Below are 23,078 nucleotides of genomic sequence, written 5' to 3' on the forward strand. Positions count from 1 at the left end.
CAGTTTAAGTAAGTTTTATTTGCTCAAATTTGTAATTGGTAGAAGTAATCAAGCTCTTTTGCCATCAAAAAGTATTTATTCCTGTGTGTTGTTTTTAACAAATTGATTTTCAGTGTGTTAAAAACTGACTTCTTAGTAAGTTTATTTTTCATAAAAATTACGTCTGCGTCTTCCAATCGCCACTTTTCAGTTAGCGAATCTGTTAATAACTTTTTTTTGTAATTGTTAATAACTATCGGTGTTTTCCTGTCTAAGTTTATGTTAATCCTTTGAATACCAATAGTTCCAAAACGAATTTTTATCTATGATTAACGCAGCATTAGATTTTTTTTCGAAAGAAATTAATGGCTATCTAAACAATATCGCCAACACCACAGGTGAAGATTATATCGTGGTGAGCAGTGTGGTTTCGGAAGGAAAACTTGCTATACCCGAAAAAACGATGGGCATCACTTTGATGAACATTGAAGAAGACAGGGTTGTTAAAGATCAGCGCGTTACGGTCAAAAATATGCTCGGTGATATTGAAACAAGAAACCCCGATATCTACCTCAACCTTTACGTACTCATTTCAGCAAATTTTAACCATGCTGATACCGAATCACCAACCCTCGATTATTTGGAAGGTTTAAAGAAACTCTCACAGGTAATTGCTTTTTTTCAGGGTAAAAATGTATTTACACAGGCCAATTCGCCTTTGCTGGCCACTATTGATAAAAATATTGAACGTTTAAGTATCGAGCTTTTCAGTTTCAATTTTGAACAGATGAACCACTTTTGGAGCATCATTGGTCACAGTTACCTGCCATCGGTGTTGTATAAAATCAGGATGATTACCGTGCAGGAAAATGTACAGCTGGCACCAGATGGATTAGTTGAAAACATTTTGTTAAACACAAGAACCAAGTTATGAGTGCATACCGTAAATTACTTTCTGTTGGTGTAAACCACAATTATTACGAGGATAACCTTTGCGATGATTTTGGATTCATGCCTACCAGTGCCTCAATAGCTATCATGCGCAATCAGCGCTGGTTATTTAAAACATTTGGCTCGGGGTTTAGCGTGATTACAGAAATAGGCGCCGACTTAAAAAATAAGATCGATCTTTTAGATACCACGCTGCATTTTGGTATCAACTTAAATAATGCCGCCAAATTTTTAGCCGTTACACAATTAAATGAGATCGCACCGAATAAGGATTTTTTGAGTAATAAAAAGGTTTATTTTTCTAATAATGCGTTAAATCCCAATCTCGAATACCAGATTATTGACAGCATTGTTGGCGACCTGATGAATCTGAACTTTACACTTCCACCTGTAAATACAGAAGTAACGCTAAGGGTAAACTCCCTAACTGAAAATAACCTAATAGTGGATTTCGACAGCGAGGGACTACCTGTTAACGGTCCTTATAAAATTAAGCTCAACGGCAATAAGGTTTTCGAAAAACCGATCAATTTTGGCAAGTTGCCCGATGGACTTTACCATATATCCATCAAAAATGCAGCCGATACCGGTAACGATTTGTTGAGTTATAAAATTTTTAAAAGCAACGAATTAAGTGCACAGTCTATTTTTGGTGTACTGGAAATTAAAATGCCTGCAAGCAATGCCGTAGTTACCGAAACCAGGTTTTTGATCAGTTTTTCAAGGAAATCAACCATCTGGAAATATTATATCATTAACCAGAGCGGTATCGATTTGGATGATTTTGATTTGTTTGTAAAAGATAAGAGTCAGGATGGTACACCAAGCGGAAATCCGGTTTATGCCAAATATACCTTTACCGGAAATCCGGTGCCTGCCAATGATCCCGACCCGATAAATAAAATTGCCGATGCCGATATACTGCTTTTTAAAAGCAATGTAAAGATCCCTTTTTTTCAAAAAGTAAAACTGGGTATAGAGCTGAGTAAAAAAGACACCGGCGCAGAGGTGGTACTAACCAGGAATTTGCCCAATCCGGTACCCGAAAAGCAAGCAGGTGATGAGAGTAAAATATATGTATATGTTTAAAAAATAATTAATCATGATATGGCGCTAACATATAAACATCCAGGGGTTTACGTTGAAGAGATTTCGACTATCCCGCCTTCTATTGCACAGGTAGATACGGCCATCCCCGGCTTTATCGGTTATACTGCAAAACGGGAAAAAAATGGTGTAGCCTTTGCTGCTAATACACCGGTACGCATTACCTCATTATTAGAGTTTGAGGTTTTCTTTGGTGGTGCCTTCCCTGAAGTACTCGAAGTAACCATCAATGAGCCCGAAAAAGGTAAATTGACACCAAAAATTGATGTAAGCGCCGCAACAACAGTTACGGGTGTTTCGGGCTATATTTTATACTATCATGTAAAAATGTTTTACGAAAACGGCGGCGGTCCATGTTGGGTAATTTCTGCAGGTACGTACAATAGTACGCCGGCAATAACCAAGGCTGCTTTAAAACTCGGTTTGCAGGCCTGCGAAAGGGAAGATGAAATTACCCTGCTGCTCATCCCCGAAATTACAGCATTAAGTTCTGCTGCTGATATTAAAGAATTAAACGATGGCATGCTCGCACAGTGCGCCAAACTGCAAGATCGTTTTACCATTATAGATGCCCCACAGGTCAATTTATCAACAACCTATTCGGATGCCGATAAATTCAGGAACGACCTGGTAAGTGCCGATAACCTTAAATATGGCGCCGCATATTACCCGCAGGTACAAACTGGTGCAAGTTATGGCCGGGTAGCCAATGAAGATATTAAAATAGCGGCCGATAACCGAACAGGTGCCAATAATGGAATTTATAAAAAAGTTGGCTCTACTAAAAAAGCAATTACGAAGATTACCGATAAATCTGTAGCGGCTGTAAAAGCTTCGGCAACCATCACCTTTGATGGTTTAGCCATAACGGGTCATTCGATTTCCATAGCCGGCTTTAGCTTTACTTTTGGTCCGACTGGAATTGCAATCGGTGCAAGCACAAGTATAACGGCGACGGCTTTAAAAACGGCAATTGATGGCAATACAGAACTGGCTGCGCTGGTAGAAACTTCGGTAACAACATCGGTATTAACTGTAAATGCTAAAACTGCAGGTAACGAAGGCAATGCAATTTCCATTGTTTACGATCCAAAAGGAACTACGCCTCAGATTACCTTAAGCAGTTCATTGCTAACCGGAGGCTTTGATAGCACAGACTTTGGCTTGTTTAATCAGATCCAGGCAGCGCTTGATGCTTATACCGTTCCGCTTTATCCTTCGGGCATTATAGCTGGGGTTATGGCACGCGTTGATAGCGACCGTGGGGTGTGGAAAGCGCCCGCAAATGTAAGTTTATTAACCGTTGATAAACCTTTACTTACCGTAAGCGATGAGGAGCAGGATTATCTTAATGTAGATGCCACATCGGGCAAAAGCATCAACGTAATCAGGAAATTTGCTGGCCGGGGAACTTTGGTTTGGGGAGCCAGAACATTGGCTGGTAACGATAACGAATGGCGTTATGTTCCTGTAAGGCGTTTTTTTATCATGGTAGAAGAATCGATCAAAAAAGCAACGGAGTTTGTTGTTTTCGAACCAAATGATGCCAGAACATGGATGCGCGTAAAAAACATGTGCCAAAATTACCTCACGGTATTATGGAGGCAGGGTGCATTGGCCGGAGCCAAAGCCGAAGATGCATTTTTTGTCAATGTGGGTTTGGGCATCACCATGACCTCGCTCGACATTCTGGAAGGACGCCTGATCATAGAAATTGGAATGGCCGCCGTTAGACCAGCAGAGTTTATTGTCCTTAAATTTTCTCACCTATTAGCAAAATCTTAAATTATGGCAACCAATTATAAAACCCCTGGCGTTTACATAGAGGAAATAAGTAAACTGCCGGCATCAATAGCAGCAGTTGAAACGGCTATTCCTGCATTTATCGGCCGTACCGAATTTGCCAAAGATGAAAATGGGAACGATGTTTTACCTGCTGCGCCAACGAAGTTGCCAACCCCCATCCGGATTACTTCGTTTCTTGACTATCAAAAATATTTTGGCGGTGCCAATTCAGAAACAACGGTTTTCGAAACCAGTGGTATACCCACTATAACCGACACTGAAGTTGACGGTAAAATAGTAAAACGGGTAATAAGCTGTGATGCCAAAAAAAGCGAGACGAGCGGTAAATACATGTATTATGCGATACAAATGTTCTATGCAAATGGTGGCGGAGCCTGTTATATTGTTTCGAGCGGAAGTTACAGTACCGATTTAACCACAGATGCTGCCAAAGCGGGTTTAGATGCAATTGCAAAAGTTGACGAACCAACGATGCTGGTATTTACCGATAAGCATAAATTATTAAATAGTACCAAATCAGGCTATAAAGATGTTTATGATTATGCATTAATGCAATGCGCGAAACTGCAAGACCGTATAGCCATTTTTGATGCCTGGGTATTATCCGATTCTCCCTATGCCGATGCCGGTATTGTGCGGAACGATATTGGTACAGCAAATTTAAAATATGGTGCCGCTTATTATCCCTGGCTGCAAAGTACATTAAGTTATGCCTATAACGAACAGGTAAAAGTAAAACACCAGGTAAATGCCGGTAACGGACCTTATAACGATCTAACCTTAGCTGACATTAAAGCCCTGGATTTAAGTACCTATCGTGCACTGGTAAACGAAATGGATAAAAATGTAATCGATTTGCCGCCTTCGGGCGCAGTAGCAGGGATAATGGCAAGGGTTGATAACAACCGTGGCGTTTGGAAAGCACCGGCTAACGAGAGCGTAAACCTGGTTACTGGCCCCTCATTAAAAGTTACCGCACAACAGCAGGAAACACTTAATATAGACCCAACTACGGGTAAATCAATTAACGTAATCCGCTTTTTTACAGGCAAGGGAACTTTGGTTTGGGGAGCACGTACCCTGGCAGGAAACGATAACGAATGGCGGTACATTTCGGTAAGGCGTTTTTATAATTTTGTTGAAGAGAGCGTTAAAAAAGCCACTGAGTTTGTGGTTTTCGAACCCAATGATGCCAATACCTGGCTGCGCGTAAAAACCATGTGCGAGAATTTCTTAAACCAGCTCTGGCGTCAGGGGGCATTACAGGGCGCAAAACCCGACGACGCCTACTTCGTGCGCATTGGTTTGGGGGTAACCATGACCTCGCTTGATATCCTCGAAGGCAGAATGAATGTAGAAATCGGCATGGCAGCCGTGCGCCCGGCAGAATTTATCATCTTAAAATTCTCACATAAATTACAAGAATAATTCATCATAAATTATAAAAATTATGGCAAATACTTATCCATTGCCGGTGTTTCACTTTCAGGTGGAATGGGGCGGTTCGCGAATTGGTTTTACAGAGGTTAGCGGTTTAACCGTTGAAACCCAGTCTATTGATTATCGCGAAGGAAACTCGCCAGAATACCATGTTACCAAAATGCCCGGAATGCAGCAATATACTGCCATTTCGATGAAAAGAGGCATAACAAAAGGCGATAACGAACTTTTTCAATGGTTTAATACCGTGAGTTTGAATAAAATTGAACGCAGGGATTTAACAATCAGTTTGCTTAACGAAAGTCACGAACCGGTGGTGGTTTGGAAAGTTAGGGGCGCATGGCCGTCAAAAGTAGACGGGCCAACATTAAACTCTACCGGTAACGAAGTCGCCATAGAAACGGTTGAACTGGCACACGAAGGTTTAAGTATTGAGTTTACCTAGCTGTTATGAAGATTGTAAATCCTCCTGTTGGTTTCCATTTTTTGCTCCGCATAGAAGGTTTATCTCCACAATATGATGGCCTGCCCGATATTGGTTTTACGGATGCAACGGGTTTTGAGGCAAATATTGCGACAGAAGAGTATAAAGAAGGAGGAGAAAACCGCTTTGCACATAAATTGCCAACTGCGGTAACTTACAGCAACCTTACATTAAAAAGGGGATTGTTGATTGGCTCGGCAGCAATGAAATGGTTTAAAGAATCGGTAGAGGCGTTTACATTCAACCCTAAAGATATTACCCTGATTTTGCTGAACGATGCACATGTTCCCCTGCAGGCCTGGAATTTTGTAAATGCTTATCCTGTAAAGTGGTCGGTAGAGGGTTTTAATGCACAGCAGAACGGCCTGGTAATAGAAAGTATAGAGTTTGCACACCAGTATTTTAGAAGGATCGAAATTTTTTAACCACAAGTACACATGCCAGTAGAAATTAGGGAACTGAATATTACAGCAACCGTAACCAACAATGTTGCCAGATCTGCGCCACCAAGTGCAACCGGACAAACGGCTACGGATAAGAAATTAAAGAAGGCATTGGAGGAGTTGAGATTACAGATCAAAAATAAGAATGAGAGGTAACTATGGCTTTAAGTCAACTGCATGATCGATTGGGCAATCTGGAAAAACTCGTCATAGATGTTTATTCAGATAACAATTTTTCGGGTTCACCCATCGAAACTTTTAAGGTGTTGTACAATCCCAATACTTATTTTATCGATTATAAAAACGAACTCGATCACGATGCACCGGTAAATGCTGCCGATGGGGTTGGGGAGTTTAAATCGTCGAGGGGAAAAGAGCTTAATTTAGACTTGCTTTGGGATGCCACATCTGCTTCTTATTCGGGCAGTTCAACCTTTCAGGCCGATGTACAAAATGATAAGACCGTACACAAGGTGATCGAGCATTTTATCGATAGCTGTTTCAAGATTAAGGAAGATACGCATCAGCCAAACTTTTTGAAAATACACTGGGGCGAGCTTACTTTTCAGGGTATGCTTACCGCGGTTAAAGTTACCTACACGCTGTTCGATAATAGCGGAAAACCACTTAGGGCAAAAACCGACTGCACTTTTACCAGTTATACCTCACTCACCGAACAATCGAACGAACAACGACGCAGTTCACCCGATTTAACACATTACAGAAATGTAGAGGGCAATAATCCGCTGCCTTTAATGACATACCATATTTATAAAAACGACAGGTATTATTTGGAAGTGGCTAAGGCCAACAGTCTGAATAATTTTAGAAAATTAAAACAGGGAGCGCGTATTACGTTCCCTCCAATCGAAAAATAATTTACCATGCCAGCTAATTCAGGTGCTCAGAGTTTTAGTATTAAAGTAAACGGACAGGCTTTGTCTGATGCGGTTGGTATTTTGGAAATTGTGGTTACCAACCTGGTTAATGCCATACCAAAGGCCAGGGTGGTGGTGATGGACGGGAGTGCAGCAGCCCAAAATTTTGAATTGAGCAATGGCACAGATTTTATACCCGGAGCCGAAATTGAGATTGCCGCTGGTTACAACGGCGAAAATGAAGTGATATTTTCAGGTTTAATCATTAGTCAAACCATTAAAGCCAACGAAAGTGGCAGTCAGATGGAAATAGAATGCAGGGATAAAGCCGTTAAACTTACCGCAGGACGTAAAAATAAAATCTGGGAAAACACCAGTGATGCTGATGCCATTACCGATCTGGCTGGGCAAAATGGCATTACTGCCGATATAGATGGATTAGACTTGCAGCACAAGCAATTGGTACAGTTTAATTGCAGCAATTGGGATTTTATTGTTACCCGTGCCGAATTAAATAGTGCTTTGATCATAACTGAGGCAGGAAAACTAAGCATTGCCTTGCCCGATGCGGGGCAGGAGATTACGGCTACCTATACTTATGGCTCCGAAATTTACGATTTCGAAGCCCAGATGGACGCCCGTACGCAATATCCTCAGGTGATTACCAAAAACTGGAATTATACCAGCCAGGAAGTAAAAGAAGAAACATCAACAGCAAAATCGTTGCCCCAACAGGGAAATATTTCGGGCGATGATTTGTCAGGTGTACTCGGATGGGAAGATAACAGTCTTTATCATTCGGGCAATGTTGCCGAACAGGAATCGGCCGAATGGGCAAGTGCACAACTGTTCAGGAGCAGGTTAAACAGGCTTATCGGCAATTTTAGGGTGCAGGGTGATCATAAGTTGAAACCTGGAATTATTGTGGAACTGTTGGGCATAGGTGAACGTTTTAGCGGTAAATGCTGGGTAACCGGTGTAATCCATTCCTATTCAGGCGAAGCAGCGTGGTACAGTCATGTCCAGTTCGGACTTGATAAAAACCTTCACAGCTACAGCTTCGATGATATTGTAGAAAAACCTGCTTCCGGAATCATTCCACCGGTAAATGGATTGCAGATCGGTATCGTTACCCAGCTGGAAAGTGATCCCGATGGTGAAAACCGGATCAGGGTGCGTTTGCCTACCGTTGAAAAGGAAGGTGATGGGATTTGGGCCAGATTGGCGGCCGTAGATGCCGGGAAAGACCATGGATGGGTTTGGAATCCCGAAATAGACGATGAAGTAATTGTCGGTTTCATAAACGACGATCCGAGGGATGCCGTGATTTTAGGCCGATTATATAGCAGTTCATTTCCACCACATGTAGAGGCTAAAGATGATAATTACCTGAAGGGATTATCCACGAAATCGAAACTGCAGTTATCGTTTGATGATGAAAAGAAAATCATCAAAATAGAAACACCGGGAGGTCATTCCATAAAGCTCGATGAAGACCAGAAACAAATCGCTATTCAGGATATGAATGGCAACAAAATAGAAATGGGAGAGGACGGGATCAAGATTGAAAGTATTAAAGACATTACGCTAAAAGCATCAGGCGATTTAAAAATCGATGGAACAAACATTACGACCAACGCCAATGCACAATTAAAACTAAGCGGAAGCGGAGGCACCGAATTAAGTTCGTCGGCGATTACAAAAGTGAAGGGAAGCATGGTTCAAATTAATTAAAAATGGCAAACGCAGCAAGAGTAACCGATACCACTAACCACGGTGGAACTATAATTGGCCCTGGGGTACCTACCGTTTTAATAGGTGGCATGCCTGCCAGCGTGGTTGGCGATAACCATGTTTGTGTATTGCCGCCAAATAGTCATCAGCCAACCGTAAGTCCTTTTCCGGCAGGTAGTGCAACGGTATTTATTGGTGGTTTGCCTGCGGTAAGAACCGGCGATAGCTGTATTTGTGGCGCAAGTGCCGTAGTGGGCTGCCCAACTGTAACAATAGGATAAAATGGATACTGAAAATAACTTTTTAGGCAAAGGCTGGACTTTTCCGCCAGTAATTACCAAGTATGAAGGTACCGATCGCTTTGCAACCGGCATGGTAAGCGACGTGATTGATATTAACCAGAGCCTCGAAATCCTTTTTGGTACGGCAGTGGGCGAAAGGGTAATGCAGGCCGAATATGGTTGCAATGTGGAAGATATGATTTTCGAGCCCATTAATGTTACACTGGTGACCAGGATCACCGAAAGGATAAGAAGGGCCATAATTTATTACGAGCCACGCATTAAACTCGATAAACTGGATGTTTTTAAAAATGAAGAAAACGGAATCATCAACCTGGTAATAGAATACACCGTCAGGAGTACCAATACCAGGAACAATATTGTTTACCCTTATTATTTAACCGAAGGCACAAATATTTAAGAAATGAGTACCAACTGCAATAAAAATAATGACCCAAGAAACGGAACCAACCGTTTAAACCGCTTACCCAAAGCCTTGGATACATCTTTTATTGCTATTGATGAAAGAGATAAAAAAAGCCTTTATCAGTTTTGCGATAACCTTGCAGCCTATATCAATTACTATTATTATGATGGGCTGGAGAAAAAAACCGACTGGCAAAGTGTTTTCAATATAGATGAATTAAAAAAAGATGGTACTTCCGAACCCCATCTGGCGCTTTTCGATTCTTTCCTCGAATTATATGCCATTGCTCAAAAAGACCTTAACCAGTTTACCGGCAAACATTTGGATTATTTCTTCGAAACCGTTTTGGGTTTTGAAAAAAAGGCTGCCGCCCCCGATAAAGTATACCTCATTGTAGCGCTGGCCAAACACATATCGCAATATGTTTTAAACGATAAAACGGAATTTAAGGCGGGTAAAAACAGTAAAAAACAGGAGCAATTTTATAAACTCCTGTCTGATTTTAGCTTTAGCCATGCACAGGTAGCCAGTATTAAATCTATTTTGGTTGATCAGACGGAAAAGTCAAGGATTAAGGCTTCGCCGGTTGCAAATTCGGGCGATGGCATTGGTGCAGAAGTGGTAAACCAAGATGGCAGCTGGGATACATTTGGTAACGAAACGCGGCCTCCCGCCAATATCGGTTTTGCCATCAGTTCTCCTTTATTCAGGATGGCCGAAGGAAAACGTAAAATAACCCTGTCATTTAGCTATCATGCACCTTATCTGGTAGCGCCGGTAATTAAACCCGAAAATTTTAAGGCCAGTATTACCGCAGAAAAAGGATGGACAACAGTAGAAATTACTTCGGTAACATTTCCCAATCCTGGCTTGCTCGAAATGGTACTCTTCGCCGACGAAAGCATACCTAAACTGGTCGATTATAGTCAAAAACTTCATGTAGAGGATTTCAGGACCGATTTCCCGGTATTAAAAGTGGAATTACTACCGGCACCAAACCTTTATGCCGGTTTAACCTTTGCTGCAATTGATAGCGTAGCTATTAAAACGGATGTTCAGGGCGTAAAAAACCTATTCGTACAAAACAGTTTGGGTAAGCTGGATGCCGCTAAACCCATGGAGATTTTTGGTCCGGTACCAGGTGTAGGTGCCAATTTTTATGTAGGCAGCAACGAGGTTTTTCAGCATAACCTCAGCAGCTTAAGGTTGAATTTCGAATATTTAGGTTTACCTGCCGTTACTTTTGCCACATACTACGATCTCTATGTTAATCTGGCTAACGACAGTAACGGACGTGATAAATCCACTTACGTTAAAAACAGCGATTTTAAAGCCGAAGTTTCCTTTCTTTTACACCGCAATTGGATCAATTCGACAGCGCCAGAGGTTGCACTTTTTACTGCAGCAGATGGCGATGCACCCAATGCATTGTTTTCAACAGATTTAAGTATACCAGCTGATTTTGAAGCAGATTACAACACCAAAGTAAACGATGCTTATAACCTCGAAACCGAGCGCGGTTATTTAAAACTTAAATTCACCAAAGGTACATTTGGCCAGGCTGATTATCAGCTGGTATTCAGTACAGCTGTTATAGGCAAAACCACGGTACCTAAATTGCCCAATCCACCCTATTTGCCGCTCATTCAGAATTTAACAATCGATTATAGCAGTGCAGCAACAATAGATCTTTCGGTAAGTGCTGATGTTAAATCAACTTATGATAACCGCATACACCGGTTTTATTTTATCGAACCTTTCGGCCTTGCCGAAGCGCATCCGTTTACCCATGGTGCCGTACAGTTGCTTCCTGTTAAACCTAATGAAGGTGAACTGTATATGGGTTTAAGTGATGCTATTGTACCGCAGAATTTAAGTTTGCTGTTTCAGGTAAGCGAGGGTAGTGCCAATCCTGATTTTGATAAGGCAATAATCAAATGGGCCTATCTTCAGCATAATATCTGGATAGAATTTGAAAAAATAAACATTTTAAGAGAACAAACCAACGGACTTTTAACCACGGGCATTGTTACCTTAAATATTCCTAAAACCGTAAATACTGATAATACACTCCTGGCAAATGGCCTGTTATGGATCAGGGCTGCGGTAACTGCAAATGCCGCTGCCGTATGCGATATTATTTCCATCACAACCCAGGCTGCAGAAGCCGAATTTGAAGTTTACAATGACGTGGTGCCCGAAAAAATTGCCATCGAAGCAGGCGTGATTTCAAAATTAAAAGACCCCGATAATGCAGTAAAAAAAGTAGTACAGCCCTATGGTTCTTTTGATGGAAAAGGAACCGAAAATGCCAACGATTATCATTTGCGTGTGAGCGAAATATTAAGGCATAAAAGAAGGGCCATCACCCAGTGGGATTACGAACGCCTTATTTTGGCACAATTTCCCAATGTGTATACCACCAAATGCATTAACCATACTTTTTACAACGGTAACGTGAGCAGCTACAACGCTTTGTCGCCGGGCGATGTAACCATTATTGCCGTACCTGATATAGCCATCAGCAATGCGCCAAACCCGTTAAAACCAAAGGTTTCTAAAAATACTTTGGAAATGATTAAAGCATACCTGGCCAAAACCAATTCGGCATTTGCGAGGCTGAATGTTCAGAACCCAATTTTTGAAGAAATAAAGCTGCATTTCCATGTAAAACTGAGAGACGGTTACGAAGAAAATATTTACCTCCCACAACTTAAAAACCAGATCAGGTTGCTTTTGGCCCCCTGGACAGGCAATGCTTCCATTCAAATGGAATTTGGTGGTAAAATAGAAAAATCGACCATCATCTATCAGCTGGAGAAGTTGGCTTATGTAGATTATATTACCTGTTTTAAAATGTACCTCTACCGGCCTGCAGGATTGGAAGATATCTCGTCGAAAGATTTGGAAACAGCAGAAACAGCTACAGCAGCAAGTATTTTAACTGCTTATCCCGATCACTCCATTATCAACATCAACGACATTGCCGGAATCAGCAATCCCGATTGCGATTGTGTGGATTGCAATGATAATACCATTATAGCAAAAGGTGAATTTGTTCCCGTTAACGAATGCGGTTGTAATTAAATGAGCGATTTAAAAACCATATCGAAAAACAGTCCTCAACAGGAAAGCATGCAGTTTGATAAACTGCGGGAAATGGGTATTAACCGGATACAGGCTTTGAGCCAGCAAAACTGGACTGATTATAACCTGCACGATCCGGGTATCACTACGCTTGAAGCACTGTGTTATGCCATAACCGACCTGGGTTACCGTTTAACTTTCGATATGCAGGATCTGCTGGCCAATAATCCCAATATTGACCAGGTCGATTTTCATAACTTTTTTACCGCAAGGCAGATTCTGCATAATGCGCCGGTTACCATTAAAGATTTCAGGAAACTGTTAATGGATGTGGCCGTACAGGTTGATCAGGAAACTTTGGGCATAAAAAACGCCTGGGTGATTCCTGCTGAGGATGCCGAAATGAAAATTTACGTAAACCAGGCACAACAAAAACTGGAGTATTTCCCTACCGCAACAGATGGGACAGGTTATTTTGTAAAGGGCCTGTATAATTTCCTGATCGAGTTTGATCAATCCATTATTTATGGCGATTTAAACTCCAATGCCATGGAAGGAACCTACATCATTAATAATTTTAGCAGCGATTTATGGTTGGAAGGTGTAGAAATTAATGTAACCATCCATTTTCCCCGCTGGGATGATCTTACTATAGATTTTAATAGTGATACAAACATTATCAATAACATTAAAAGTCTTAAAATCAAGGCTGAGAAACTTCCGACAGGATATGAATTGATTGATAGTAACGATCTGGATCATACGGTTACACTTGCAGGAACCAAGAAAGTGGCTGGGGTACCTGTAGCCATTACCGGTTTGAGCGAAATAGATACTGAACTGAATCATTTCATTTTTGATGCGCCAAATGGACTGTTACAAAGTTATAAACGCAAAATAGCCATCATTAAAAACATCATTAAAAAGGCAGAAGACAGGTTAAATGATAACAGACCGCTATGCGAGGATTATTTCCAAACCCGGGCTTTAAAAGTGGAAGAAATAGCAATATGCGGCGATATTGAGATCGATCCTTTTGTTGATGCTGCTACTGTTGCTGCCGAAATCTATTTTCAGCTGGCGCAGTTTCTTTCTCCGGATGTATATTTTTACAGTTTACCTGATATGAAAAATAAAGGCAAAACTACTGAAGAAATTTTCGACGGACCTGCTTTAACACATGGTTTTATCGATGATGACGAGTTAAATGCTTCTGAACAGCAATGTACCATCCATGTAAGTGATCTGATCAGGATTATTATGGATGTTAAAATTGATGGTAAACAGGTGGTGCAATCCGTTAGTGGTTTGCAGCTGGCTAATTTCCCTGAAGATAATGGCAGTAATGATATTACCCAAAAAAGTGTAAAATGGTGCCTTTCATTAGCCATCGATAAATTTTATGTGCCAAGGTTATCAACCGAGCTTTCCAATTTGTCGTTTTTCAAACACAAACTTCCTTTTGCTTTCGATCAGCATGAAATGGAAGCCAGATACAGGGGACTTTTCGCAACCGCAAGAAAACGTTACCCCGAAAATCCAATTCTGGATAGGGCTTTGCCCATCGGGAACTGGCGTGAAATAACTGATTACACCTCTGTACAGGAAGATTTTCCTTTAATATATGGTGTAGGCAGTGAAGGTATTCCTAATTTACCAACTGTAGATGATGAAAGAAACCTGCGATTGGCACAGGCCAAGCAGTTTAAAGGTTTCCTTTCTTTTTTCGATCAGTTATTGTACAATTACCTGCAGCAGATAAACGGTTTAAAAGCCTTGTTTAGCCTAAACCAGGAACTTGATGAATTTGGTCAGCCTTTGCTGAATAAAACTTACTTCAGTGAGTCTTTAATAAAAACAGCCGTGCATGCCGATATCGTGCCCCATGCTACAGATCAAAAGATTTTCGTAAATGATTACGCAACCAGGCTACAGGGCATTACCGAAAGTAAAAGCGTTTACGAAAAGCGTAAAAACCGGTTTCTCGATCATCTTTTGGCGCGTTTTTGTGAACAGTTTAGCGATTATGCACTCATTGCTTATACCAACGAGGGACAAAAAGCAGGGGCGGAACTGATTAAAGATAAACTTTCATTTTTAAATGCCTATCCCGAAATCAGCAGTAATCGCGGGAAGGCTTTTAATTACAAAAATGAACTGAACTGGTTTTATCAAAATGTTTCAGGTTACGAAAAACGTGTGGGTATGCTCCTTGGGATTGATGCTAAAAAAACTGATGATTTACATTTTTCTAATGCTTTCAGGATCCTGCCTGTAAGCAATAAATGGAGCATCGATACCAAAGTATCTACAAAAATCCTTTTCGAAGGCATCAATAGTTTTAATGATCAGTTATTGGCAAAAGCCGCAATGGAAGAACTGATCAGTGCTGCCGTACACATCAATAATTATAAGATAATCGCAGGAACTGCTGCGGGCAAATTCCAGGTTTTGCTTTATGCCGATTTAATTGAACAAAAAGTTATCGCAAAAAGTAAAAATACCGCATTAACTAAAGCCGATAGCAATACGTTAATTAATAGTCATAGTGATCTATGTACTAAAGAATTATGTGGTAATATTTTAAGCAATCGTAAAAATTTAGCTGCGCCCATATTTAATTATTTCGAGGTTACTTCTCACACCGTAGATGGCACTACAACGCCGCCATTGCATACGATTAAATATGAACTGTTCGATTTGCCAACAGAAGATGCAGGTAGAAAAGTAATCATCACCGGAGAGGTTGAAGGCCCGGAAGTAAAAGGTGCTGATGCTGCGGAAACCACCAGTAATACCATTGCAAATTTACTTTGGAAATTTATCCGTTTCGCTTCAGATGAAGATTATTATCGTTTTGTGCCCGAAAATGTAACAGTGTACGATCCAAATTACCATTTCGAAATATTCGATATTTACGGCGAAACATTGGGCAAACATAAAGGCAAGAATTATAACCATCAGCTGGCTGAAATTATTGAAGACAGCACAGCCTCTCCAGTAGTTAATATTGTTGATTCTCTATCCAATAATGGCACTTATACCGTGAAAAATACGGTGGCCCTTGGGCCAAATATTAAAGTAGAAATTAATGAAACACTACCAAATAATTATCCTGATGGTAAATTAAGCTTCAGCGAAACATTTAACGCTTATATATTCGAAAATGGCCGCAAGCTTACTGTTACCGGCAGCGATTTAACCAACAGGCTGCGCATAGGTGATAAAATGAATTTCATTATACCTTCAGCAGAGAGAACTGAATTCGAAATATTGAACATCAGTTTTGCCAATAATAAGACCACTATTATTTCGGATATCCTGCTCGATTTTGTGGTAGCGCCAAAATTGAGCTACACCAAATTGTTCGAAATCAAAAATGTAACGCCTAAAACCATTATCATCAGGGCCGGTATGGAAAAATTGGCCAGACTGGATATGGTGAATTTCTTTAACAGGATATTTATCGATCGTGAAGGACTACATTTGATCGAACATCTACTCTTAAGACCTAAAAAACGTGATTTTGATACTTTATTGGATATCCACACGGATGTAGATTGTGTGCAATGCAAAATTGCCGATACCTACAGTTTCGTGATGACCGCGGTATTACCTTATTGGCCAAACCGTTTCAGGGAACGGAATTTCAGAACATTTATTGAAAAAACGCTGAGAGAAGAATGCCCGGCACATGTAGTACTCAATGTATGCTGGGTAAACCCCTTACAGATGAACCAGTTCGAAACAGCCTATAAAAACTGGCTGATCCAGATCAATACAAGCAGTCCAGGAGACGCAGAAAGGGTAAAAGCGCTGAAAAACTTTATAGAAGCAATTCAGGGTTTAAGAAGCGTTTATCCATCCGGCAAACTGCATAGCTGTAACGAAAACGAAGTGCAGAAAAATCCATTAATCCTAAATCAAACTAACATTGGTATTTTTTAACTAATCTAGCTATGGAACTCATTAATAAAACAACGGTTTTTGAAGAAAATCAGGTACTAACAGCAGGTCAGCTGAATAATACACAGCAGTTTTTGTTTCAGGAAAGCAGGTTAACCAGGATTAGATTGATCGGCAGGGGGATCGTTTGTGGTCTACATGCAAGCTACGGCGAAAATACCGTACACATTTCAAAAGGGCTCGGCGTAACTTCATGGGGTTTTCTCATTTCACTTGGCGATTGCGATTTAACACACTATAAACCTTATACCTTACCCGATGGCTTAGATTATAAATATTTTAATAATGCCCCGCTTTTAGAATTGGTTACCGCAGAAAATGCGGCTGCCATGGGAGCCGGCCCAATTACTGGTGCATTGGTTTTGAGCGATTATGTAGTGGTTTTATTTTTGGAATCGGCAGCCCGCGACCTTAAAAGCTGTTTGGGCAAAAGCTGCGATGACCTTGGTAAAGAAAATACCTTTACTATCCGCAAATTGCTGATCAAAAGAACCGATCTGATCAATATCAATACCTCAAATAAAAATAAAGGCGGCGCTATGTATCCTGCTCTGTATGAGTTGGAAACGATCGATTATCCAAGGGCTTTAATTACACCAATTGCTGCAGCTAATTACCCTGCTTTGGTTAATACTTATCTAAGTCCGGTTGCGGCAATACTAGAGAAGCTCACCAAACAACTGGCGATTATTTATAGTGAACTGCCGGCACTGACTCGCCATTTTCCCAATTACGATTTTGATAGCATACGCGCCACATGGGAGGCAAAACTGATCGAACTTTCTGCGCAGTACCTAAGCGGTAAGGCTTATGGATTTCAATACGTGTACGATGCCTTTGAAGATATTATAAAATCGTACGAAGAGTTGCGCTGCATCGCCATGCACCTCAACAGTGTTTGTTTGCCCGATGAAGATGCTTTCCCTATGCATTTAATGTTGGGTAGCGATACCTGTCCGCCATCTGTTTTTCGTCAGGAGTTTGAATACTCGCCGTTATTTAACGAATATAAAGACTGGAGCAAAAAACTGGTTACGGTTTTCGGAAGAACCCTGAACATGTTAACAGGTTTTTACGATAGCCAGAACGAAAAAAACGACCGCGGTATTTTGGCTACCCCGAGTAAAGAAAAGTGGCAAAATATAGGCAAAAGGGCTTTGCCGATTTACTTCGACCGCGGTATTGCCGATTTTGAAACTTACTGGAACGAATCTTTATGCCATGGCTGCGATAATGGCAAACCGCTCAGCTACCATTATCAACTGCCCTTAAATTTACAGACTTACGGTAAAAGCAAACTGGAGGCACCATTGCTTTACAATTTTTCTGACACCACATTTTTTAGGATGGAAGGTCACCTGGCCATTGAAGAAGATGTGGCAGTAAAACAGTATGAAAGACTACAGCGTAACCTGAACCTTCCTTTTAAGGTACGTTCCATCTTTATGGGCGAGGGAGGAACAACAAAAAACATTTGCCGTTATCCCGATCTCGATTCGCAGTACCTGGTGTGGCGGAACGTAATGCTGTATTATCTCAATAACCTGATCAAATACAGTACCCTGGCCGAAAAAATGATCGCAAGGTTTGATGATGTAAAAGATGCGGCAAAAGATGCCGTTGTTGGTGTAAATACCAAAAAAGAAACCCGTTTTAATGCAAAAGCTGGCGGAAACGAAACTTTTAACGATACAAACGGCCAGACAGAAAAAACATCTACTTTCGGCAACATCAACAATGTTTTTATTAAAGCCGGCATGGTTAACGAACGGATAAACCAAGCCAATTATTCCAGAATAAATAACAGTAAAGGAAGACTGGAAGAAACGCCCAATGACCTGCAGCGTGATGCGTTGAATATGGTTGCCCAGTTTAACGATAACATTGAAGAACTGATTGCCACCCTCACCCTGGAATTTTCCGACTTTGACGAAAACCGTTTCAAATCGGTGTATACAGGTTTAATTTCGCTTTATGTGAAGGGAATGAAACTCATGGTCAAAATCATTAATAACGAGGGCAATGTAGAACTGATGGCTTATCTCATGGCGGCAACCATTGTGCACAGGGCGCTAAATGTATTTATGATCAGGCCTTATATCAATATTGGTACTTTAACCGATATCAGGTCGCAGCGGAACAAAAGCCTCGGTACAAATATTTCGTTTTATGATTATATCAGAAGGGCGGGTGCGGTAGAACATTTGGCCGGTGTAAATAAGGGCAATACGCTGTTATTGCTCTACCATACAGGTCGTGAAATCGAATACCAAACTATTGGCAAAGCACCAGTGGCCGTGCCAGTTACGCATAAAGAGACTGAAATAGCAGAAATCACGAAGGCTGAAAAAACGGTGAAGGCAAATTATGAAACCCGGTCCGCTGAAATAAAAACACGCATAGAGGAACATGAAAACGAACTTGGCCAGGTTAAAATCCAGTATAAAGAAGCTTTAGCAGGTAGGATCGAAGAAATTAATAAGCGTAAAGTGTTTACAGCTGATGAAATCAAGAAAGAAGAATTAGCCATAAAAAGCGAGCTTGAAAATAAAATAAGAAGTTTAAAATCTACAGGCGAAGATGCTGTTAAAACTGAAGCACTCGAAAAAGAATACAAAGAAAGAATAGTCTTATTAAGGAAAAATACCGAAGCCGACAAAACAAAAGAGCTGAAGGAACTTACCGGGACTATGGAATCAGAGCTGGCAGAAAAACTTAAAGTCAGCGAAGAAGTGATCGAAAAGGCCAGAAAAGAAGAGGCCGAGGCTTTAAAAGAATACGAAGGTCATTTAAAAGTGCTTACAGAAAAACGTAAAGCTGTAGAAAAAGGCAGAGAAAAAGAGCTTGAAGAAATCATTGTTACGGGAAAGCGAAAAAGAGGAGATTATTTAAGCAAGTTCGAAGCCAGTTTTAACGAACAGTATGATAAACTGGTAGAAGAAATAGGTAGGGAAGGATTGCCAAACATTGCCGATAACGTGATTGCCGATTTTACACTTTACGAAGATGATGGCTGTTGCGAATGCGATGCAAAAGATTACCGCAATAAAGAACTTACACCTTTGGTAGCGCCCATTTCGCGTTTTGTGGTCTATACTCCAAGCAGAATTAATACCGCTAAAATACAGGTACTCAATAATCTTTACCATCCCGGCGATTATAAGGTTATTGTTAAAAACGGGCCCAATTTGGGATCGGTAAAATTTGAGGAAGAAGTTTATGAACCTAAACCAAACCTGAATAAACAGATTTTGGTATATACCCTCGACCCGGAAAAGGTTGCAAAAGATAGCCGTGCCAGAAGATCGGTAGTTGCTGTAGATGAATTGGAGTATGCCGTTATCGAAAGCGAAACCGGTAATGAGGTAGGTACAGCCTTGATTACTTTCTTTATTGGCGTTGGACGTATTGGTCAGGATACTTACGAATTAAGTGGTAACGTGGCTTATGCTAAACAGTTTAAAATTACAATCACAGATGCTGCTGGCGCACCGATACAGCAGGGTGAGTTTACAGGAAACAAATACAGTTTTAATTTAAATCCAGGCAAATACCATATTGTAATGGAAGGAATTGCACCTCAGGGAAGACAAGAAAGAGATACTGAAATTGTTGACGAAGATGTTGTTGAAAATTTTGATTTAGGAAAAAAATAATGTGATGAATAAACACCTCATCCAATCGCAAAAAATGTTGCTCACTGTTGCCAGTCAACAGGATTGGGAAAAGGTGCAGGCAGAAATCGGCGATTTTTGTAAAACAAGATTGCCCGATATTTTCAATTCTATCTTTGATGAATTTGCATTCAACCAAACCATTCGCATCGATCAGTTAAATATAGATCTGGGAAATTTATCTTTAGATAAACTGATTCAAAATATTGAAGAACAGATTGTTATTCAGGTGTGTACTTATTTTAGAAACCAGAATTATCATAAAGAAGTTAATATTGATATTCTTGGACCGGAGGTTCAGGCATTTATAAAGCACTTAGCACGTCAAGAGAATCTTTTTGCAAAAGATCAATCTGTTTTACCTGATCGCGCAGCAGAGGCCGATAATTATGAATCCTTAGCCTTTTATTGTCAAACCGGTTTAAAACCCTGGTGGCTGCCTGATGGAACAGCATTTAAGCCTGCCGCGGTTTTAGTCAAACTTTTTAATAACGATCGACAAATTTTCAGCCAGTTTATCCAGCTCATAAAACGTAATACCCTTAGTTATAAAAGATTAATGCAGCTGGTAAACAGGCAGTTGTTTTTTTACCAGCTTCATAATTTTAAAACAGATATTTCAATTTTAAAATATTTAGAACCAAATATTAATGCTCATTTATATCATGTAATACTTGAAGTCTGGTTCGGTGCTTTAGAAGAAGAAAAAAATAGTATTGAAATCGATGATTTTGGCCTGTGGCTTTTTAACCTGGTTCAGGAAAATCCGGCATTAAAAGCTAAATTAATAACAAGTTTAAAATTGGCAGTTACCGCTGCCGTGCTTAAAAATGAGGCTATAACAATAATCGAACGGTTTAATAATTTAATCGCTGCCATTCATAAGCAGCAGGATGTAACAGCAATTAAACCAAAATTTAAAGAAAAGGAAGACTTAGTCAATCCGAAAAAAACTGGTGAAATTAAAAAGGAAGCTTCGGTTTTAATCGAAAATGCAGGTTTGGTTTTGCTTTATCCATATTTTAAAAACCTGTTCAATTTTCTGCAGTTGTTAAATGGCCATGCATTTATTGATGAAAAGGCTATGAATAAAGCCATTGTATACTTGCATTATTTAATTTACAACGAAATGCCCGAAGACGAAACGCTGTTGGTTTTGAATAAAATATTGTGTGGTGCTGATCCTGAAACGGTAATCCATCTACACGAGATCACCTTTACGGAAGAAGAACTCGCAGAAGCCAACGAATTAAAAAGGACAGTAATTCAACATTGGTCGAAACTTGGATCAACAACGGTACAGGGTTTTACCGATACCTTTTTAAAACGTGACGGAAGTTTAATTTTCCGTGCCGGCGATTACCATTTATATGTAGAAAAAAAGGGTTTTGATGTTTTATTAGACACTTTGCCCTGGCCGATATCAATAATACGCTTACCATGGAACAACTATTTAATCAACCTGAACTGGTAAACAATAACCTGCAGGCAAATGCAGATGCACTTTTAGCCGAATTAAACTGGTTTGAAAAAGTGTTGCAGTTGCGTAGCGCCATTAATGCCGGTAATGTGGCTGCTGGTACCCGTATTTTTGATGCCCACCCGCCCGATTTAAGCAATTTCGATAGTAGTTATGCGAGGTTTCTGGCTAAGTATCAGTTTAAATTTGCCGAGCGTTTTTTGCTTTTCCTTTCCATGGTGAGTCAGATAAAACCACAATGCCTGGATATTTTCCTGGTGAACAATCCACAAACCGGGCAGATATTTACGGAATTTGGCGGTAAAAAAGGAAACGTTTTTAGTGGTTTTTTACCCACAGCCGAAACTTTTTTGTTTTTGCTTGCTTCCGATAATTTAATGCTGCGCTTTGATCTGATGAAATTATTTGATGCCCGAAATCCGCTTTTCGCCTTAAATGTACTGGAGTATGAGCCGCTTCCACCTGGTGAACCTATTTCGAGTATCCCATTACACATTAGTAAAAACTGGTTCGAAGAGTTTACCACAGGCGAAAGAAGCAAACCCCGTTTTTCAACTGATTTTCCGGCTCACCTGATCGAAACCAATATGGAATATGGCGATCTGGTTTTGCCCGAGCATACCCGCGAACACCTGGAGCTGTTAAATGCATGGTTACAGCATAGCCCGACCATGATGAACGATCTGGGGCTGAAACATAAGATAAAACCCGGTTTCAGAACGTTATTTTACGGTCAGCCCGGCACAGGGAAATCTTTAGCAGCCGCTGTTTTGGGTAAAAAGCATAATTTACCGGTTTATCGCATCGATTTAAGCAGGATAGTAAGCAAATATATTGGCGAAACCGGTAAAAACCTGGCCAAGGTATTCGATGCTGCCGAAAATCAGGGTTGGATATTGTTTTTTGATGAAGCTGATGCGCTTTTCGGAAAACGTACCAATGTAAGCGATGCAAGGGATAAATATGCAAATCAGGAAACCAGTTACCTGCTCCAACGGATTGAAGACCACAATGGCCTGGTTATTCTCGCCAGTAATTTTAAACAAAATATCGATCAGGCATTTTTGCGCCGTTTTCAATCAGTAATCGAATTTCCGATGCCAGAGGCCAGTCAGCGGGCCCTGCTCTGGGAACAGGGCTTTTCGCCATTTACAAAAATGGAAGCAAAGATAAACCTCGATGAGATTGCCCAGAAATTTGAACTTACCGGTGGTGTAATTATTAACGTGGTGCAGTATGCCACCATGCAGATGCTTAAAGAAGGGGGAAAAGAAATCAGGCAAAAAGATATTATTGAAGGCGTTAAACGCGAATTAAAAAAATCAGGGCGAACATTATAGG

At 40.5% G+C, this 23,078-nt stretch carries 15 protein-coding genes; all 15 read left to right on the forward strand.

Translation table 11 applies throughout. The features are described 5' to 3' along the window. The first annotated feature begins 304 nt into the window (after nt 1-304). Nucleotides 305-913 (forward strand): hypothetical protein, encoded by a 609-nt coding sequence (locus CA265_06990; GenBank protein ARS39411.1) that lies wholly within the window; start codon nt 305-307, stop codon nt 911-913. Continuing rightward, entirely contained in the window at nt 910-2,019 is a 1,110-nt protein-coding gene (locus tag CA265_06995; protein ID ARS39412.1) for a hypothetical protein, read from the forward strand. Before CA265_06990 ends, CA265_06995 begins: the two co-directional genes overlap by 4 nt. An 18-nt stretch (nt 2,020-2,037) precedes the next feature. Continuing rightward, nucleotides 2,038-3,822, forward strand: a complete 1,785-nt coding sequence (locus CA265_07000) for a hypothetical protein (GenBank protein ID ARS39413.1) — start codon at nt 2,038-2,040, stop codon at nt 3,820-3,822. 3 nt (nt 3,823-3,825) lie between these two features. Next, the gene (locus CA265_07005; protein ID ARS39414.1) at nt 3,826-5,271 is read left to right on the forward strand and encodes a hypothetical protein; all 1,446 of its coding nucleotides are present in this window, start codon (nt 3,826-3,828) and stop codon (nt 5,269-5,271) included. A 22-nt stretch (nt 5,272-5,293) separates the two neighbouring features. After that, nucleotides 5,294-5,728, forward strand: a complete 435-nt coding sequence (locus tag CA265_07010; protein ARS39415.1) for a phage tail protein — start codon at nt 5,294-5,296, stop codon at nt 5,726-5,728. Between the two features lie 5 nt (nt 5,729-5,733). Continuing rightward, nucleotides 5,734-6,192, forward strand: a complete 459-nt coding sequence (locus CA265_07015; GenBank protein ARS39416.1) for a glycerol acyltransferase — start codon at nt 5,734-5,736, stop codon at nt 6,190-6,192. Nucleotides 6,193-6,368: 176 nt separating this feature from the next. After that, nucleotides 6,369-7,088 carry a hypothetical protein gene (locus CA265_07020; GenBank protein ARS39417.1) on the forward strand — a complete coding sequence of 240 codons (720 nt, stop codon included), beginning with the start codon at nt 6,369-6,371 and terminating at the stop codon, nt 7,086-7,088. A gap of 6 nt (nt 7,089-7,094) precedes the next feature. Continuing rightward, nucleotides 7,095-8,822: a hypothetical protein gene (locus CA265_07025; protein ID ARS39418.1), complete on the forward strand. Its 1,728-nt coding sequence runs from the start codon at nt 7,095-7,097 to the stop codon at nt 8,820-8,822. A 2-nt stretch (nt 8,823-8,824) separates the two neighbouring features. Next, the gene (locus tag CA265_07030) at nt 8,825-9,103 is read left to right on the forward strand and encodes a PaaR repeat-containing protein (GenBank protein ARS39419.1); all 279 of its coding nucleotides are present in this window, start codon (nt 8,825-8,827) and stop codon (nt 9,101-9,103) included. A 1-nt stretch (nt 9,104) separates the two neighbouring features. Continuing rightward, nucleotides 9,105-9,524, forward strand: coding sequence for a hypothetical protein (locus tag CA265_07035; protein ID ARS39420.1), 420 nt, complete (start codon nt 9,105-9,107; stop codon nt 9,522-9,524). Nucleotides 9,525-9,527: 3 nt separating this feature from the next. After that, entirely contained in the window at nt 9,528-12,617 is a 3,090-nt protein-coding gene (locus tag CA265_07040) for a hypothetical protein (protein ARS39421.1), read from the forward strand. Next, a complete protein-coding gene (locus tag CA265_07045; protein ID ARS39422.1) occupies nt 12,618-16,565 on the forward strand; it encodes a hypothetical protein in 3,948 nt (1,315 codons plus the stop codon). It begins immediately after the preceding gene. Nucleotides 16,566-16,576: 11 nt separating this feature from the next. After that, nucleotides 16,577-20,239 (forward strand): hypothetical protein, encoded by a 3,663-nt coding sequence (locus CA265_07050; GenBank protein ARS39423.1) that lies wholly within the window; start codon nt 16,577-16,579, stop codon nt 20,237-20,239. 4 nt (nt 20,240-20,243) lie between these two features. Next, the gene (locus CA265_07055; protein ARS39424.1) at nt 20,244-21,731 is read left to right on the forward strand and encodes a hypothetical protein; all 1,488 of its coding nucleotides are present in this window, start codon (nt 20,244-20,246) and stop codon (nt 21,729-21,731) included. Further along, on the forward strand, nt 21,725-23,077 hold the full coding sequence (locus CA265_07060; GenBank protein ARS42909.1) for an AAA family ATPase: 1,353 nt from the start codon (nt 21,725-21,727) through the stop codon (nt 23,075-23,077). The genes CA265_07055 and CA265_07060 overlap by 7 nt, the downstream gene beginning before the upstream one ends. Nucleotide 23,078: the final 1 nt, after the last annotated feature.

The organism is Sphingobacteriaceae bacterium GW460-11-11-14-LB5 (genome assembly GCA_002151545.1).
Lineage (GTDB): Bacteria > Bacteroidota > Bacteroidia > Sphingobacteriales > Sphingobacteriaceae > Pedobacter.

Coding starts and splice junctions, on each gene's coding strand:
- CA265_07015 (ARS39416.1), top strand. CDS start 5,734: ATGAAGATTGTAAATCCTCCTGTTGGTTTCCATTTTTTGCTCCGCATA.
- CA265_07055 (ARS39424.1), top strand. CDS start 20,244: ATGAATAAACACCTCATCCAATCGCAAAAAATGTTGCTCACTGTTGCC.
- CA265_07005 (ARS39414.1), top strand. CDS start 3,826: ATGGCAACCAATTATAAAACCCCTGGCGTTTACATAGAGGAAATAAGT.
- CA265_07040 (ARS39421.1), top strand. CDS start 9,528: ATGAGTACCAACTGCAATAAAAATAATGACCCAAGAAACGGAACCAAC.
- CA265_06995 (ARS39412.1), top strand. CDS start 910: ATGAGTGCATACCGTAAATTACTTTCTGTTGGTGTAAACCACAATTAT.
- CA265_07025 (ARS39418.1), top strand. CDS start 7,095: ATGCCAGCTAATTCAGGTGCTCAGAGTTTTAGTATTAAAGTAAACGGA.
- CA265_07030 (ARS39419.1), top strand. CDS start 8,825: ATGGCAAACGCAGCAAGAGTAACCGATACCACTAACCACGGTGGAACT.
- CA265_07010 (ARS39415.1), top strand. CDS start 5,294: ATGGCAAATACTTATCCATTGCCGGTGTTTCACTTTCAGGTGGAATGG.
- CA265_07020 (ARS39417.1), top strand. CDS start 6,369: ATGGCTTTAAGTCAACTGCATGATCGATTGGGCAATCTGGAAAAACTC.
- CA265_07035 (ARS39420.1), top strand. CDS start 9,105: ATGGATACTGAAAATAACTTTTTAGGCAAAGGCTGGACTTTTCCGCCA.
- CA265_07000 (ARS39413.1), top strand. CDS start 2,038: ATGGCGCTAACATATAAACATCCAGGGGTTTACGTTGAAGAGATTTCG.
- CA265_06990 (ARS39411.1), top strand. CDS start 305: ATGATTAACGCAGCATTAGATTTTTTTTCGAAAGAAATTAATGGCTAT.
- CA265_07050 (ARS39423.1), top strand. CDS start 16,577: ATGGAACTCATTAATAAAACAACGGTTTTTGAAGAAAATCAGGTACTA.
- CA265_07045 (ARS39422.1), top strand. CDS start 12,618: ATGAGCGATTTAAAAACCATATCGAAAAACAGTCCTCAACAGGAAAGC.